This is a genomic window from Acinetobacter sp. 'aerobic (ED)', from assembly GCF_904886855.1.
Taxonomy (GTDB): domain Bacteria; phylum Pseudomonadota; class Gammaproteobacteria; order Pseudomonadales; family Moraxellaceae; genus Acinetobacter; species Acinetobacter courvalinii.
Genome location: NZ_CAJHGI010000004.1, coordinates 334,001 through 349,448, shown reverse-complemented (window position 1 = coordinate 349,448; position 15,448 = coordinate 334,001). Strand labels below are relative to the sequence as shown.

Here is a 15,448-nt window from a genome sequence, read left to right as displayed (position 1 = left end):
GATTATTAATGATATAAAGTTTGGCCTAAAAAATAATATTGTGATGCAATAGTAATCTGTATTAAATATATGCGATATTCTATTTTGGTGCATTTTTCGCACCAAGATAAATCATGGACTTGGGGGTGAATGTTGAAGTACAACAGCTTAAATGACTTTCTGGATTATGTTAAAGCGAGAGATCCTAATCAACCTGAATTTTTACAAGCTGTCGAAGAGGTCATGACCAGTTTGTGGCCGTTCATTGAGAAAAATCCTAAGTATGCTCAATATGGTCTGCTCGAGCGTCTGGTTGAACCTGAACGCGCCATCCAGTTCAGAGTATCGTGGATGGATGACCAGGGTCAAACCCATGTGAACCGTGCTTTCCGGGTGCAATACAACTCAGCGATCGGGCCTTATAAAGGGGGAATGCGTTTTCACCCTTCAGTGAATCTTTCAATCTTAAAGTTTTTAGGCTTTGAACAAACCTTTAAAAATGCCTTAACGACGCTACCCATGGGCGGCGGTAAAGGCGGTTCTGATTTTGATCCGAAAGGTAAATCAGATGCCGAGATCATGCGTTTTTGTCAGGCATTAATGCTGGAGCTCTATCGCCATCTCGGTTCGAATACCGATATTCCGGCAGGGGATATTGGGGTCGGTGGTCGTGAAGTTGGCTACATGACCGGCATGATGAAGAAGCTGAGCAATGACACTTCTTGTGTCTTTACCGGTAAAGGGATTTCATTTGGAGGTTCCTTGGCCCGTCCTGAAGCGACAGGTTATGGCACGGTTTACTTTGCAGAAGAAATGCTGAAAACCCGTGGCGAAAGCTTTGCAGGTAAAACGGTTTCGATCTCAGGTTCTGGTAATGTTGCACAATATGCAGCAGAAAAAGCCATGTTCCTGGGCGCAAAGGTAGTGACCTTGTCAGATTCAAACGGCACAGTCTATTTAAAGAATGGTTTCAGCAAAGCATTACTTGATGAAGTGATGGAACTGAAAAATGAAAAACGTGGCCGTATTTCCGAGTTTGCTTCAAAACATGGTTTCGAATATTTCGAAGGTCAAACACCTTGGCATATTCCTGCGGATATTGCTTTACCGTGTGCGACACAAAATGAGTTAAAAGCGGAAGATGCTGCAACTTTGCTGGCAAATGGCGTGATTTGTGTTGCAGAAGGGGCCAACATGCCATCAACGCTTGAGGCGGTTGAAAAGTTTGTTGAAGCGAAGATTTTGTATGCACCCGGTAAAGCTTCGAATGCGGGTGGCGTTGCAACCTCAGGTCTTGAGATGTCCCAAAATGCTAACCGCTTGGGCTGGTCTTTTGAACAGGTCGATGAGCGCTTACATGCAATCATGAAAGAGATTCATCGTAACTGTGTCAAATATGGTACTCAGGAAGATGGCTCAATCAATTATGTTGATGGTGCCAATATTGCGGGTTTTGTAAAGGTTGCTGATGCCATTTTAGCGCAGGGTATTTATTAAAAATCTCCCTTTAATCAAGAGGGACCTCCCATAAAAAAATCCGATGTTAAGACATCGGATTTTTTTATTTACAGCTATGAATTACGGTTTTTTAACAATCTCTTGTTCAACAACCATATCGAGTACGTCTGCAATGCTTGATTGATCAGCAGCTGGGTTTTGAATGTCAAAACGCTTCACACGTACAATCACACGTTGTTGTGGATTGTGCTCAAAACCTTCGATTTGACCGTAGTAAAGCGACCAGTTTTTGTCAGCGTAAGTTTTTAAACCTTTGTCGTCATATTTAACTTCACGCACTTGCATACAGGTTTGTGGCGCAACGCCTGTGCAAGATTTAGTTTCTGGTGCAATTTCCAAGAAAACAGTTTTACCTTCAGACTGGTATTTTGCTTCAGGTGTCATTTTACCCACGAATGTATATTTTTGACCTTTTGCATCCGCGATGACCAAAGTTGGTTGTTCTGGATTGCTTGTATTCACTTCATAAGCGATTTTACGTTTTTGTAAAAGGTCACCCGCAAACTGTTCCTGTTTCATCAATGCAGGTTCACAAGCCATCATTGTTGAAGCCAACGCACCGGTCACAATCGCGCCGTTTTCGATTTTCCAAGAGGTATTTTGACGGTTACAACCTGTATCTACAGATAAACGGTCATTGCCTAAGAAGCTTAATACGATTGGACGTTTAGTATCAGCAGGTTGATATGACCAGGTATAATTGGTCAATACATTGTTATTTGTCACTTTAGCACCTGTGAATACGTGTTTTTGACCTTTGCTGTCCGTCACAGTCAAGATTGCCTGACCATTCACCGTACTAATTTCAAAAGGTACTTTTTTCTCGCTGAAAATATCAGCAGATAAACGTTCTTGTTGCATTAAATCGTCTGCACACGCCATCATGGTTGATACCAGTGGAGAAGTGACAATGGTATTGCCTTCAACTTTCCAAGTACCGCCCTGATTGTTACAACCGGTTTGGATTGCAAGCTTCTGGTCTGCACCAAATGCTAAAACTAAAGGTTTAGACGCTTTTGAACCTTGGTAAGTCCAGTTGTATTCAGCCAAATTTTTTGCAGCAGTTGTATTAATTTGTGAAATCACGTTATCAGTCACATTTTGTACCGTTTGACACGCCATTAAAGAAAGTGGAAGTAAGGCAAGAACTAAATATTTAATTTTCATATTCAAAACAACGGGAAATAAATAACAGACCTAAGCTTAAAGTATTCTTAAAAAAAGAGCATGGGTGCCACTTAGGCATTAAGTTTGTTAAATGTTTCTATTTGTAAATTTTAAAAAATATAATGGATTTATAGGCTTGCTAATATTATATGCAAGCCTATTTTGTTTTTATGTGATTCAGTATGCAATTTAGTCGAATCGGTAAATATCCATCCCGAGGGAGCCCATCGAGAAGCTGCTGTGCACAATATTAAAGCGATTTCCTGTGCCCATAGCAAAGAAAAGTGGTGCAAAATGCTCTAGAGAGGGGTGATTTCTCTGTACATAGGGTAAGGATGGCCAGTCCAGCACAGCATCATAATCCTGATGAGTCAGTTTGTTGACCACTGCATTGCGGAAAGTGCTGGCCCAAACTGGCACATCGGCGTCTGCTTGCCAGGAAAGTTCAGCCAGATTATGGGTGATACTGCCTGAGCCGATCAGTAAAATCTGTTGTTCACGCAGTGGTGAAAGTACTTGTCCAATTTTATAAATCTCGTCGGCATTCATATGTATCGGTAATGAGATTTCAATCACCGGAATATCTGCATCTGGATACATATGCAGTAACGGCATCCAGACTCCATGATCTCGTGGACGGGTACTGTTGGCATGCGCAGCCAAACCTGCTTCAGCAAACAGCTTCAATATTTCTTCTGCCAACTGCGGTGCGCCAGGTGCCGGGTAGCGAATCTCATAAAGTGCAGGTGGAAAACCACGAAAGTCATGCCAAGTTTCAGGGCGTGTCGATGTACTGACTTCCAGCGCCTGACTTTCCCAATGTGCCGACATGACAATAATCGCTTGAGGTTTAGGCAGGTTGCTACTCAAGCGATTTAAGGCCGGGCCAACCTGTTCCGGGTCAAGGGCAAGCATAGGCGAACCATGAGAAATAAAGAGTCCGGGTAAGGTCTGGAAAGTCATATAGGGCACCTGATTAAAATGACATGATTATCGTGACAAAAAAGTGATGACAATGACAGCCATTAAACGTCAACATATTGTTCTAAAATCAGAACAGCCTTTAGGCCCGATGATAAGGATGATTATGGTTAATACTCATCGCTCTATATAACTGTTCAATTAGCAGGATACGCACCATCGGGTGGGGCATGGTCAATTTCGATAATGACCAATGCCAGGCTGCTGCCTTACGAACCGCATCTGAATGTCCATCCGGCCCACCAATTGCAAGCGCAATATCATTGCCTTCCAGCATCCAGTGTTTCATGGTATCTGCCAGTTTCTCGGTACTGAGTTCGCGCCCGCCGACTTCTAAGGCAATCAAGGTTTCATTTGGCTTGAGCGCATTTAAAATACTTTCACCTTCAATTTGACAGTATTTTAAAATATCTGCTTCGGAGTCATTTTTTCCGCGTTTTGCCATCGGTAGTTCAATCACTTGTGTTTGCACGAATGGCTGGATACGTTTGAAATAGTCTTCAAATCCGGTAAGAACCCAAGCAGGCATTTTTTGACCAATGGTAAGAATGCGAATTTTCATAAGAACGGCTTATTTGGCAAATTCCACACATTATAAATGTTGCGGACCCGCATAGGGCAAAAGCTGCGGTTTATCTTGTCATAAATAATACAAAAAGCTGTTTTATATTTCCCATAAAAAACGCAGCTCAAAATGCGTATGAGCTGCGATCAAAGAGCCATCCGTCTGGAGTTCAGATGGCACTAAAATGAGTTCACTGAGTCAAACTTGATCTTTGTTTTATCGACTCTATTTTATTATGCAAGATATTGGTTATTTTTCAACCAGAAGATGTAACAAAAAAAGAGAGCCGAAGCTCTCTCTTTTATCAGTTACTGCTTAGTGACGTGCAGCTTTTGCCTCTTCCACCGGTTTTACAATCGGTGTTTTAGGTAAAGGCTTTGGTGTATCCGTTAACGCTAAAGGCAGGATTTCATCAATACTTTTCACAGCCTTGATTTCTAAACCTTCTTTCACGTTATCTGGAATCTCAGCCAAGTCGCGAACGTTATCTTGTGGAATGAAGACCAGCTTGATTCCGCCGCGGTGTGCTGCAAGAAGTTTCTCTTTCAGACCACCAATACGCATCGCACGGCCACCGAGACTGGTTTCACCGGTCATGGCGATATCTGGACGAATCGGAATACCTGTGAATGCCGATACAAGGGCAGTCGTAAGAGCTAAACCAGCAGATGGACCATCTTTTGGTGTTGCACCTTCAGGTAAATGCACGTGAACATCGGTTTCTTCAAAACGTGAAGATTCAATGCCCAATTCATCCGCACGGGTACGTACCACGGTCATTGCTGCGGTAATCGACTCTTTCATAACATCACCGAGTGAACCGGTTGTAATGAATTTACCTTTACCTTTAACTGCAGCAACCTCAATGGTCAGCAATTCACCACCAACAGACGTCCAAGCCAGACCGTTGACACGACCCACCTGTGCTTCATCTTCTGCGATACCAAAGTCAAACTTATGCGGACCCAAGTATTCAGGAAGATTGGCAGAAGTCACGTCAATCTGTAAGTTTTTCGACTTCTTGCTGACCGCTTCTTTTACCACTTTACGGGCAATTTTAGAGACTTCACGCTCTAAGCTACGAACACCCGCTTCACGTGTATAACGTTGTACGATGTCACGGATTGCTTCTTCATGAACAGTCAATTCTTTAGTACGTAAGCCATTGTTCTTGATTGCTTTCGGAACAAGGTAACGTTCAGCAATATTGACTTTTTCATCTTCGGTATAACCCGGTAGACGAATCACTTCCATACGGTCCAGTAAGGCCTCTGGAATATTCATGCTGTTTGCGGTACAGATGAACATCACTTCAGAAAGGTCAAGATCAAGATCTAAATAATGGTCATTGAACTTGCTGTTTTGTGATGGATCTAGAACTTCAAGCAAGGCTGATGCCGGGTCGCCACGATAATCTTGTGCCATCTTGTCAATTTCGTCGAGTAAGAACAATGGGTTCTTCACACCAACTTTTGTCAACGACTGCACGATTTTACCTGGCATCGCACCGATATAGGTACGACGGTGACCACGAATTTCAGCTTCATCACGTACACCACCGAGTGCCATACGAACAAACTCACGGCCTGTCGCTTTGGCAACAGATTCGCCAAGCGATGTTTTACCCACACCTGGAGGACCGACGAGACAGAGGATCGGACCTTTGAGTTTTTTCACACGAGACTGAACCGCAAGATATTCCACAATACGATCTTTAACGTCATCTAGGCCGTAATGATCGGTATCAAGAATTTCCTGAGCTTTATTCAGGTTAATGCTCACCTTGCTGGCTTTGTTCCATGGCGTATCCAAAATTACTTCCAGATAGTTGCGAACTACAGCGGCTTCACTTGAAGCAGGTTGCATGGCCTTAAGTTTACGAAACTCAGCTTCAGCTTTTTTGCGGACGTGTTCAGGTAAATCGGCTTCAGCCAGACGTTTTTCAATTTCTGCAACGTCATCTTCAGCCCCGCCATTCATATCGGAAAGTTCACGTTGAATGACTTTCATTTTTTCATTTAGAAAGTATTCACGTTGGTTCTTTTCCATTTGGCGTTTTACACTGTCGTGCAGCGTTTGTTCAATTTGCTGTTCAGCAGATTGATTCATCAAATAATTCATCAACTCTTGCAAGTGAGCTTCAAATTCATCGTGCTCTAAAAATTTTTGTTTGACTTCAATATTTAAAGGCACACGAGTGGCAACGAAGAACATCAATTGTAATAAGTCTTCAATTTTATTTGCTGCTGCGACGAGTTCACGCGCATTACGTAATTTTGCTTCGGCATATTGAGCAAAAAGGGTACGTAATTCATTTAAGCGAGTTTCTTGGGTCTCTTGATCCAAAGATAATGTCATTGGGCTTAAATGGTGTTCAGCTGTTAAGTATTCTTCACCATCAATAATACGTTCTAACTTAGAACGGTGTAGGCCTTCGATCAGTACTTTAATGCAGTTTTCATCATTTTCATGATTAACAACCTGTACGATTTTAGCCACAGTTCCATATTGATAGAGATTATCGTGATCAATTTCTTCTGTAAGCGAATCTTTTTGCGCAACTACAAATACTAAATTGTCACTGTTACGAGCCACATCCACTGCATTGATCGATTTTTCACGACCCACGAATAGCGCAATTTGCATGTGCGGATACACCACAACATCACGTAACGCTAATAGTGGTAATACACTTGGAACCTGTGGCTCTAAGCTTGTTTCATTATTTAAAATATATTCAGACATGGGCACTCCTAATGAGTGACAACGGTGTTGCCATGTTTTTTATAGTGATGTGCATTTTAAAAATTACAAGGGTTTTTACTTAGAAAATATAAAAAAAAGACTAAATTACTCAAGATTTAGGGCCGTGATAACAAAAAGTACGAGTTAGCGCTTGAAAAAATAGAATTTTTTAGGCGTGAGTAATCCATCTAGAGGTTGATCCCATTTCTCCCGTAATAAAGGTTGTTGTATATATTGGAAGTCATGGGCCAGGCCAAGACGATAAGGACGTTGTTGAGCACTGGCTAGAGTCCGGTCATAAAAACCACCTCCCATGCCGATACGTGTTCCCCGATAATCACAGGCCAGCAAAGGCATAAGCAGTAGATCGAGTCGGGAAACATGGTGGCCGCGATTTGCCATGGGTTCCTTCATCCCAAGCGGATGGTGTGAAAAGCGTTGATTAAGATATTGCTTTGAATGCACCCGGACCCAGACCAGTTGCCGGTTCATATTACAGATCATGGGTAAATAGACCTGTTTTCCGTGCTGAAAACAGAGTTTTAGAATTTTGTGAGTATGAATTTCACCAAAGGCATGTAGATACAGCCCGATTTTTCTTGATGTTTGAAAAGGGACTGATTTTCTGAGCTGAAACAAAACCTGCTGTTCAGCTTGCTTTTGTTGATAAGAGGAGAGTTGTCTTCTTTTAACGCGTAGCTGTTTTCTTAATAATTTTAAATCTTGGCCCATAAGATTGCAGCAATATTTTGGATAAGAGAATCATACTCGATTTAGCAAACAATATCTAAAACCCAGTGTTTTGGAATTTATAAGTAAAAATTGATAGTGTTGTGGTTATTTTTATTCCAGCTAATAAATGGTTTTTTGATTACTTATTTCAATAATTAATGATAATTAAAGGTATTGAATATTATTTTGCTTTGTTTTATTGAGTTTTTGCTCTACTTTTCATTTTATTTATAAAAAGAAACAAAATGAAGACAAAATAAAACATAGAATTATTTTTGTAGTTAAATCATGGATTTATTTTATATGATTTTTTAATAATATGAGAAATAAGTCTCACATTTTATCAAAAAATGTTCACTGTATCTTTACCAATTTACTCGGGTTTATTAGCATCCGCGTCTCTTTTTTAGCGCTGACACTAAAAATGCTCATTTGCATTTTTAGACCATCCATAACTGTAGTAAACGTCTGAGAATTTTTATGAACAAAGTATATAAAGTGGTTTGGAATGCATCTATTGGAGCATGGGTCGCAACTTCTGAACTGGCAAAAAGTAGAACCAAGACTAAATCTAAAATTTCAAATCTAACCGCTGCAGTATTGGTTGGTGCAATTAGTTTTTCTCCTGCAGCATTTGCGGCACAAGGTATTGAAAATGGAAAAGGGCCGGGAACAGGTATTTCATCTGCTCAATGTGTAGAAACTCAAGCAAGTGCTGGTAATCGTTCTGATATTGCAATTGGTTGTGGTTCTAAAACAACCGCTTTAGGGCGTGGTTCATTAATTGCAGACCGTAATAATCCATATAACAACACTACGGGTGCATTCGCTGATGGGGGCAATAAAGAGGGTGGATCAATTGCCTTTGGTACAGGAGCAAATGTTGAGAAAGGCTTGGGTACTGCAATTGGTTCTTATGCATCAGTAAAAGAAATTGCAGGTGTTGCCATTGGTACTGGAGCACTGTCTGCCGGTAATACTGCACTTGCGATTGGTCGTCAGTCAGCAGCAATTGGAGATTTCTCTCAGGCTATTGGTAACGTGGCTGCTGCGACAGGGAAAGGTTCATTAGCGATTGGTCACTCTGCAACAGCAGAAGGTTACCGTTCAATTGCAATTGGTTCACCTGATATTGAAAATGCCGGTTCTGTCGCAGGTCAGGCAGGTGCTTCATATCAGCCAAACATGGCGACCAAGGCAACAGGTAAAGATTCGATTGCATTTGGTGGTGGTGCGGTTGCGACCCAGGAAAACTCTTTGGCAATTGGTGCATTTTCATCTTCTACAGGTAAAAAATCAGTTGCGATTGGTACCGGTGCTAAGGCAAACAAAGACGATGCAGTTGTTATCGGTGACCAGGCAGAAGCTTCTTTTGATGGTGGTGTCGCTGTTGGTAAAGGTGCGCGTTCAGAAGCAGAAAACAGTATTGCACTAGGAAAAGATTCAAAAGCAACTCAGGCGACAGGCGAAAGTTTCCTGACCAAGCAAGCTGCTCCAACAGGCGTTTTGTCTATTGGTGATGTGGGTGCTGAACGTCGTATCCAGAATGTTGCAGATGGTGCTGTTGACTCTGATGCTGCTACTGTTCGTCAGTTAAAAGCGGCACGTACCCATTATGTCAGCGTAAATGATAATGGTGTACAAGGCGGTAACTATGAGAATGATGGCGCAAAAGGTCTTAATTCGATTGCTGTTGGTGTAAATGCAAGTTCAGCTGGACGTGAAGCGATGGCAATGGGAAGTGGTGCCCAGGCTGTAGGTTCAGGTTCTGTTGCGATGGGTGCAAGTGCCAATACGGTTGGTCGTGGTGATGTAGCGATTGGTCGTGGCTCATCGACCAAAGGTGCAGAAGGGATAAATAGTAACCAGTCTATTGCAATCGGTGACCAGACTAAGGCGATTGGTGACCAGTCTGTGGCAATTGGTGCAGATGTTATTGCACGCGGTAACTCATCCGTTGCCATTGGTGGTGATGATGTTGATAAAATTGCACGAGATACTGAGTTAAGTCAAAAATATACTGACATTACAGGTGGTGTATTAAAAGCGGGTAGTTATCCAACCACTGAAGCGAATCATGGTTCAACAGCAGTTGGTACTCAGGCTTTAGGTACAGGTGCATTTTCGTCTGCATTTGGTATGACCTCTAAAGCAACAGGTGATGCATCAGCTGCATTTGGTGTGATGTCAAATGCATCAGGTAAAGGTGCTGCTGCATTTGGTGCGGTCGCTCAGGCGACAGGCGATGGCGCATCGGCAATGGGGATTAACTCACTTGCGTCTGGGACCAATTCAACTGCAATTGGTTCGGGTAATAAACCAGGCGAAGGTGCGACTGCAACAGGTAATGGTGCTGCTGCAATCGGTAGCAATGCCAAAGCAACGGGTGATAGTGCTGCTGCGGTAGGTAAAGGTGCTGAAGCAAGCAATGAAAATGCTGCTGCGATTGGTGGCGGTGCCAAGGCGACAGGCAAAAACGCTGCTGCAATTGGTGGCGGTGCTTTAGCTGATCAGGAAAATGCAGTTGCTGTGGGTCAAGGTGCGCAATCTCTGGTTGTCGGTGGTGTAGCCTTAGGTGCACGCAGCCGGGTTGAAGCAGAAAACAGTGTGGCATTAGGACAAGATGCAGTTGCGACAGAAGCAACTGGAAACTCATTCCTCACCAATCGTGATGCATCAATGTCAAATGGTGTGATCTCTGTTGGTTCTGCGGGTAAAGAGCGCCGTATCACCAATGTTGAAGATGGTGCAGCTGATTCTGATGCCGTGACTGTTCGTCAGCTTAAACATGTTGATGCTCGTGTGAATGAGAATGCGCAAAACATTACCAATCTGGATCAGAAAATTGATAACACCAAAACTGATTTGGGCAATCAAATTGCAGATACCAATAAAAATCTGAATGATGCTAAAACAGATTTAGGTAATCAAATTAACAATACTAAAACTGAGCTAAATAGCAAGATTGATAACACCAAGACCGAGTTGCAAAACAAGGGCTTGAACTTTGCTGGTAATGCAGGTGCAGACGTTCATCGTAACTTAGGTGACAAGCTCAACATCGTGGGTGGTGCTGATGCTGCAACAGCAGAAGACAAGACCAGCGGTGAAAATGTCATTACCCGTACTACTGAAGATGGCATCAAAATTGAATTGTTGAAAGATGCGAAGTTCGACAGCATCACCACTGGCGATAGCGTACTCAACAACAACGGTTTAACCATCAAAGATGGCGCAAGCATCACTAAAGATGGCATCAATGCAGGTAATAAAGTTATTACTAACGTTGCTGATGGTGTAAATGGTAAAGATGCAGTCAATGTTGACCAGTTAACCAAAACCAAAGATGGTCTGGATAACAAGATTACCGATACCAACAACAAGTTAGATGATGCTAAAAAAGACTTGGGTAACCAGATCACGGATACCAATAACAAGTTAAATGACACTAAAGATCAGTTAACTAATCAGATTACTGATACCAAGACTGAGCTAAACAGCAAGATTGACAATACCAAGACCGAGTTGCAAAACAAGGGCTTGAACTTTGCTGGTAATGCCGGTGCAGACGTTCATCGTAACTTGGGTGACAAACTCAACATCGTGGGTGGCGCTGATGCTGCAACAGCAGAAGACAAGACTAGCGGTGAAAATGTCATTACCCGTACGACAGCAGATGGCATCAAAATCGAATTGTTGAAAGATGCGAAGTTCGACAGCATCACCACTGGCGATAGCGTACTCAACAACAACGGTTTAACCATCAAAGATGGTGCAAGCATCACTAAAGATGGCATCAATGCAGGTAATAAAGTTATTGCTAACGTTGCTGATGGTATAAATGGTAAAGATGCAGTCAATGTTGACCAGTTAACCAAAACCAAAGATGGTCTGGATAACAAGATTACCGATACCAACAACAAGTTAGATGACGCTAAAAAAGACTTGGGTAACCAGATCACGGATACCAATAACAAGTTAAATGACACTAAAGATCAGTTAACTAATCAGATTACTGATACCAAGACTGAGCTAAACAGCAAGATTGACAATACCAAGACCGAGTTGCAAAACAAGGGCTTGAACTTTGCTGGCAATGCGGGTAAAGATGTTCATCGTAACTTGGGTGACAAGTTCAACATCGTAGGTGGAGCGGATGCTGCAACAGCAGAAGACAAGACCAGTGGTGAAAATGTCATTACCCGTACGACAGCAGATGGCATCAAGATTGAATTGTTGAAAGATGCGAAGTTCGACAGCATCACCACTGGCGACAGCGTATTGAATAACAATGGCTTAACCATCAAAGATGGCCCAAGCATCACTAAAGATGGTATCAATGCAGGTAATAAAGTTATTACTAACGTTGCTGATGGTGTAAATGGTAAAGATGCAGTGAATGTTGACCAGTTAACCAAAACCAAAGATGGTCTGGATAACAAGATTACCGATACCAACAACAAGTTAGACGATGCTAAAAAAGACTTGGGTAACCAGATCACGGATACCAATAACAAGTTAAATGACACTAAAGATCAGTTAACCACTCAGATTACCGATACCAAGACTGAGCTAAACAGCAAGATTGACAACACCAAGACCGAGTTGGAAAACAAGGGCTTGAACTTTGCTGGTAATGCCGGTGCAGACGTTCATCGTAAGTTGGGTGACAAGCTCAACATCGTGGGTGGTGCTGATGCTGCAACAGCAGAAGACAAGACTAGCGGTGAAAACGTCATTACCCGTACTACAGCAGATGGCATCAAGATCGAATTGTTGAAAGACGCGAAATTCGATAGCATCACCACTGGCGACAGCGTATTGAACAACAATGGCTTAACCATCAAAGATGGCCCAAGCATCACTAAAGATGGTATCAATGCAGGTAATAAAGTTATTACTAACGTTGCTGACGGTTCAATTGCCAATGGCTCTAAAGATGCGGTGAATGGCGGTCAGATCAAGCATATTTCTGACAGCATCAAGAACAGCATCGGTGGTAACACTACGGTTAATCCGGATGGTAGCATCACTACGAATAACATTGGTGGTACAGGCAAAAACAACATCAATGATGCAATCAGCAATGTGAAAGACGCTGCAACCAAAGCGAAAACCACAGTGACTGAAGGCGACAACATTGTTGTTAAAGAAACGACCAATAAAGATGGCAGTACCAACTACGAAGTATCGACCAAGAAAGACCTGACCTTAGACAGCGTAACGACTGGCGACAGCGTACTCAACAACAATGGCTTAACCATCAAAGATGGCGCAAGCATCACTAAAGATGGCATCAATGCAGGTAATAAAGTCATTACCAACGTTGCTGACGGTTCAATTGCCAATGGTTCTAAAGATGCCGTGAATGGCGGTCAGATCAAGCATATTTCTGACAGCATCAAGAACAGCATCGGTGGTAACACTACGGTGAATCCGGACGGTAGCATTACCACAAATAACATTGGTGGCACAGGTAAAAACAACATCAATGATGCGATCAAGTCAGTCGATGACAAGGTGACTAATGGTGTAAATGACTTGACCAATAAAGGTCTAAACTTTGCTGGCAATGCAGGTGCAGACGTTCATCGTAAGTTGGGTGACAAATTAAACATCGTGGGTGGTGCTGATGCAGCAACAGCAGAAGACAAGACCAGCGGTGAAAATGTCATTACCCGTACGACAGCAGATGGCATCAAGATCGAATTGTTGAAAGATGCGAAGTTCGACAGCATCACCACTGGCGACAGCGTATTGAACAACAATGGCTTAACCATCAAAGATGGCCCAAGCATCACTAAAGACGGCATCAATGCAGGTAATAAAGTCATTACCAACGTTGCTGACGGTTCAATTGCCAATGGTTCTAAAGATGCTGTGAATGGCGGTCAGATCAAGCATATTTCTGACAGCATCAAGAACAGCATCGGTGGTAACACTACGGTTAATCCGGACGGTAGCATCACCACGAATAACATTGGTGGTACAGGTAAAAACAACATCAATGATGCGATCAGCAATGTGAAAGACGCTGCAACCAAAGCGAAAACCACAGTGACTGAAGGCGACAACATTGTTGTTAAGGAAACGACCAATAAAGATGGCAGTACCAACTACGAAGTATCGACCAAGAAAGACCTGACCTTAGACAGCGTAACGACTGGCGATAGCGTACTCAACAATAATGGCTTAACTATCAAAGATGGCCCAAGCATTACTAAAGATGGCATCAATGCAGGTAATAAAGTCATTACTAACGTTGCCGACGGTTCAATTGCCAATGGTTCTAAAGATGCGGTGAATGGCGGTCAGATCAAGAATATTTCTGACAGCATCAAGAACAGCATCGGTGGTAACACCACGGTTAATCAGGACGGTAGCATTACCACAAATAACATTGGTGGTACAGGTAAAAACAACATCAATGATGCGATCAAGTCAGTCGATGACAAGGTGACCAATGGTGTGAATGACCTGACCAATAAAGGTCTCAACTTTGCTGGTAATGCAGGTAAAGACGTTCATCGTAAGTTGGGTGACAAGCTCAACATCGTAGGTGGAGCGGATGCTGCAACAGCAGAAGACAAGACTAGCGGTGAAAATGTCATTACCCGTACGACAGAAGATGGTATCAAAATCGAATTGTTGAAAGATGCGAAGTTCGACAGCATTACCACGGGCAATACAGTGTTGAACAACAATGGCCTGGTAATTAAAGGTGGCCCAAGTATCACCATTAATGGTGTTGATGCTGGTGGTAAGAAAATTACCAATGTTGCTGACGGTGTCGATGCGAAAGATGCTGTAAATAAAGGCCAGCTGGACAAGCAAATCAATGATGTTAAAGACCAAATTGGTAAAGAGATTGGTGATTTGTCTGATAATGCTGTGAAGTATGACAAAGACAAAGATGGCAATGTTGATAAAAACTCAGTGACTTTAGGTGGTGGCGATAAGGGCACTAACTTGAAGAATGTTGCTGATGGTAAGGTTGAGCAAGGTTCTAAAGATGCGGTGAATGGCGGTCAATTGTGGGATGTCAAACAGAATGTTGACAAGAACACCAATGATATCCAGAACATCCAGAACAATATCAACAACATCAACAATGGTAAGTCTGGTCTTGTTCAGCAACAGGATCCGAAGGGCGAAATCACGGTTGGTAAAGACACTGGTGGTAAGAGTGTCAATATGGCAGGTAAAGATGGCGACCGTGTCATTAAGGGCGTCGATAATGGAACCATTGCCAAAGACTCTAAAGAGGCTGTGAATGGTGGTCAGATCCATAATATCTCTGACAGCATCAAGAACAGCATTGGTGGTAACACGACTATTGATCCAAAAGACGGTACGATCAAAACCAACAACATTGGTGGCACAGGTAAAGACAATATCCATGATGCGATTGGTACCCTGAACCAGTCAAATCAGGAATTGGGTAACCGTATTACGAACTTGGGTGATCAGTTACAGCAAGCGTTCTACGACACGAACCAGCGTATCGATAGCGTAGAGAAAAAAGCCAATGCGGGTATTGCAGCAGCAATGGCATTGGAAGCAGCTCCATTCGTTGCAGGTAAATATACCTATGCTGCGGGTGCTGCTTACCATGGCGGTGAAAATGCAGTCGGCGTTACCTTGCGTAAAACTTCGGATAATGGCCGCTGGTCAATTACCGGTGGTGTTGCTGCAGCATCGCAAGGTGAGCCAAGCGTACGTATCGGTGTAAGTGGTGTCATTAACTAAGAAACTGGCGGG

8 protein-coding genes are annotated in these 15,448 nt (G+C 42.7%); 3 read left to right on the top strand and 5 right to left on the bottom strand.

Going from position 1 to position 15,448, the window contains the following annotated elements; genetic code table 11:
* Window positions 1–129: 129 nt before the first annotated feature.
* Entirely contained in the window at window positions 130–1,476 is a 1,347-nt protein-coding gene (gdhA, locus tag JO943_RS10450; protein ID WP_005231717.1) for an NADP-specific glutamate dehydrogenase, read from the top strand.
* A gap of 81 nt (window positions 1,477–1,557) precedes the next feature.
* Here gdhA and JO943_RS10445 read toward each other — a convergent pair whose 3' ends face one another.
* A complete protein-coding gene (locus JO943_RS10445) occupies window positions 1,558–2,664 on the bottom strand; it encodes an META and DUF4377 domain-containing protein (RefSeq protein ID WP_199974570.1) in 1,107 nt (368 codons plus the stop codon).
* Between the two features lie 91 nt (window positions 2,665–2,755).
* Here JO943_RS10445 and JO943_RS18655 point away from each other — a divergent pair, with 91 nt between their 5' ends.
* A complete protein-coding gene (locus JO943_RS18655; RefSeq protein WP_153560050.1) occupies window positions 2,756–2,857 on the top strand; it encodes a DUF3953 domain-containing protein in 102 nt (33 codons plus the stop codon).
* Here the strand turns inward: JO943_RS18655 and JO943_RS10435 are convergent.
* The 4 genes from JO943_RS10435 to JO943_RS10420 form a co-directional block, all read right to left on the bottom strand.
* Window positions 2,854–3,627, bottom strand: coding sequence for a DODA-type extradiol aromatic ring-opening family dioxygenase (locus JO943_RS10435; protein ID WP_005231714.1), 774 nt, complete (start codon window positions 3,625–3,627; stop codon window positions 2,854–2,856). The two genes, JO943_RS18655 and JO943_RS10435, sit on opposite strands and share 4 nt — an antisense overlap.
* A gap of 100 nt (window positions 3,628–3,727) precedes the next feature.
* Complete coding sequence (rlmH, locus tag JO943_RS10430; protein WP_005231713.1) at window positions 3,728–4,207, bottom strand: 23S rRNA (pseudouridine(1915)-N(3))-methyltransferase RlmH; 480 nt, start codon at window positions 4,205–4,207, stop codon at window positions 3,728–3,730.
* 318 nt (window positions 4,208–4,525) lie between these two features.
* On the bottom strand, window positions 4,526–6,955 hold the full coding sequence (gene lon / locus JO943_RS10425; protein WP_005288076.1) for an endopeptidase La: 2,430 nt from the start codon (window positions 6,953–6,955) through the stop codon (window positions 4,526–4,528).
* A gap of 144 nt (window positions 6,956–7,099) precedes the next feature.
* Window positions 7,100–7,687: a 5-formyltetrahydrofolate cyclo-ligase gene (locus JO943_RS10420; protein ID WP_202740735.1), complete on the bottom strand. Its 588-nt coding sequence runs from the start codon at window positions 7,685–7,687 to the stop codon at window positions 7,100–7,102.
* 480 nt (window positions 7,688–8,167) lie between these two features.
* On the opposite strand from JO943_RS10420, the gene JO943_RS10415 reads away from it, so the two are divergent.
* Entirely contained in the window at window positions 8,168–15,436 is a 7,269-nt protein-coding gene (locus JO943_RS10415) for an ESPR-type extended signal peptide-containing protein (protein ID WP_202740734.1), read from the top strand.
* Window positions 15,437–15,448: the final 12 nt, after the last annotated feature.

Bases quoted from the DNA above. Each gene is read 5' to 3' on its own strand.
- gdhA (WP_005231717.1), top strand. From the start codon at position 130: ATGTTGAAGTACAACAGCTTAAATGACTTTCTGGATTATGTTAAAGCG.
- JO943_RS10445 (WP_199974570.1), bottom strand. From the start codon at position 2,664: ATGAAAATTAAATATTTAGTTCTTGCCTTACTTCCACTTTCTTTAATG.
- JO943_RS18655 (WP_153560050.1), top strand. From the start codon at position 2,756: ATGTTTCTATTTGTAAATTTTAAAAAATATAATGGATTTATAGGCTTG.
- JO943_RS10435 (WP_005231714.1), bottom strand. From the start codon at position 3,627: ATGACTTTCCAGACCTTACCCGGACTCTTTATTTCTCATGGTTCGCCT.
- rlmH (WP_005231713.1), bottom strand. From the start codon at position 4,207: ATGAAAATTCGCATTCTTACCATTGGTCAAAAAATGCCTGCTTGGGTT.
- lon (WP_005288076.1), bottom strand. From the start codon at position 6,955: ATGTCTGAATATATTTTAAATAATGAAACAAGCTTAGAGCCACAGGTT.
- JO943_RS10420 (WP_202740735.1), bottom strand. From the start codon at position 7,687: ATGGGCCAAGATTTAAAATTATTAAGAAAACAGCTACGCGTTAAAAGA.
- JO943_RS10415 (WP_202740734.1), top strand. From the start codon at position 8,168: ATGAACAAAGTATATAAAGTGGTTTGGAATGCATCTATTGGAGCATGG.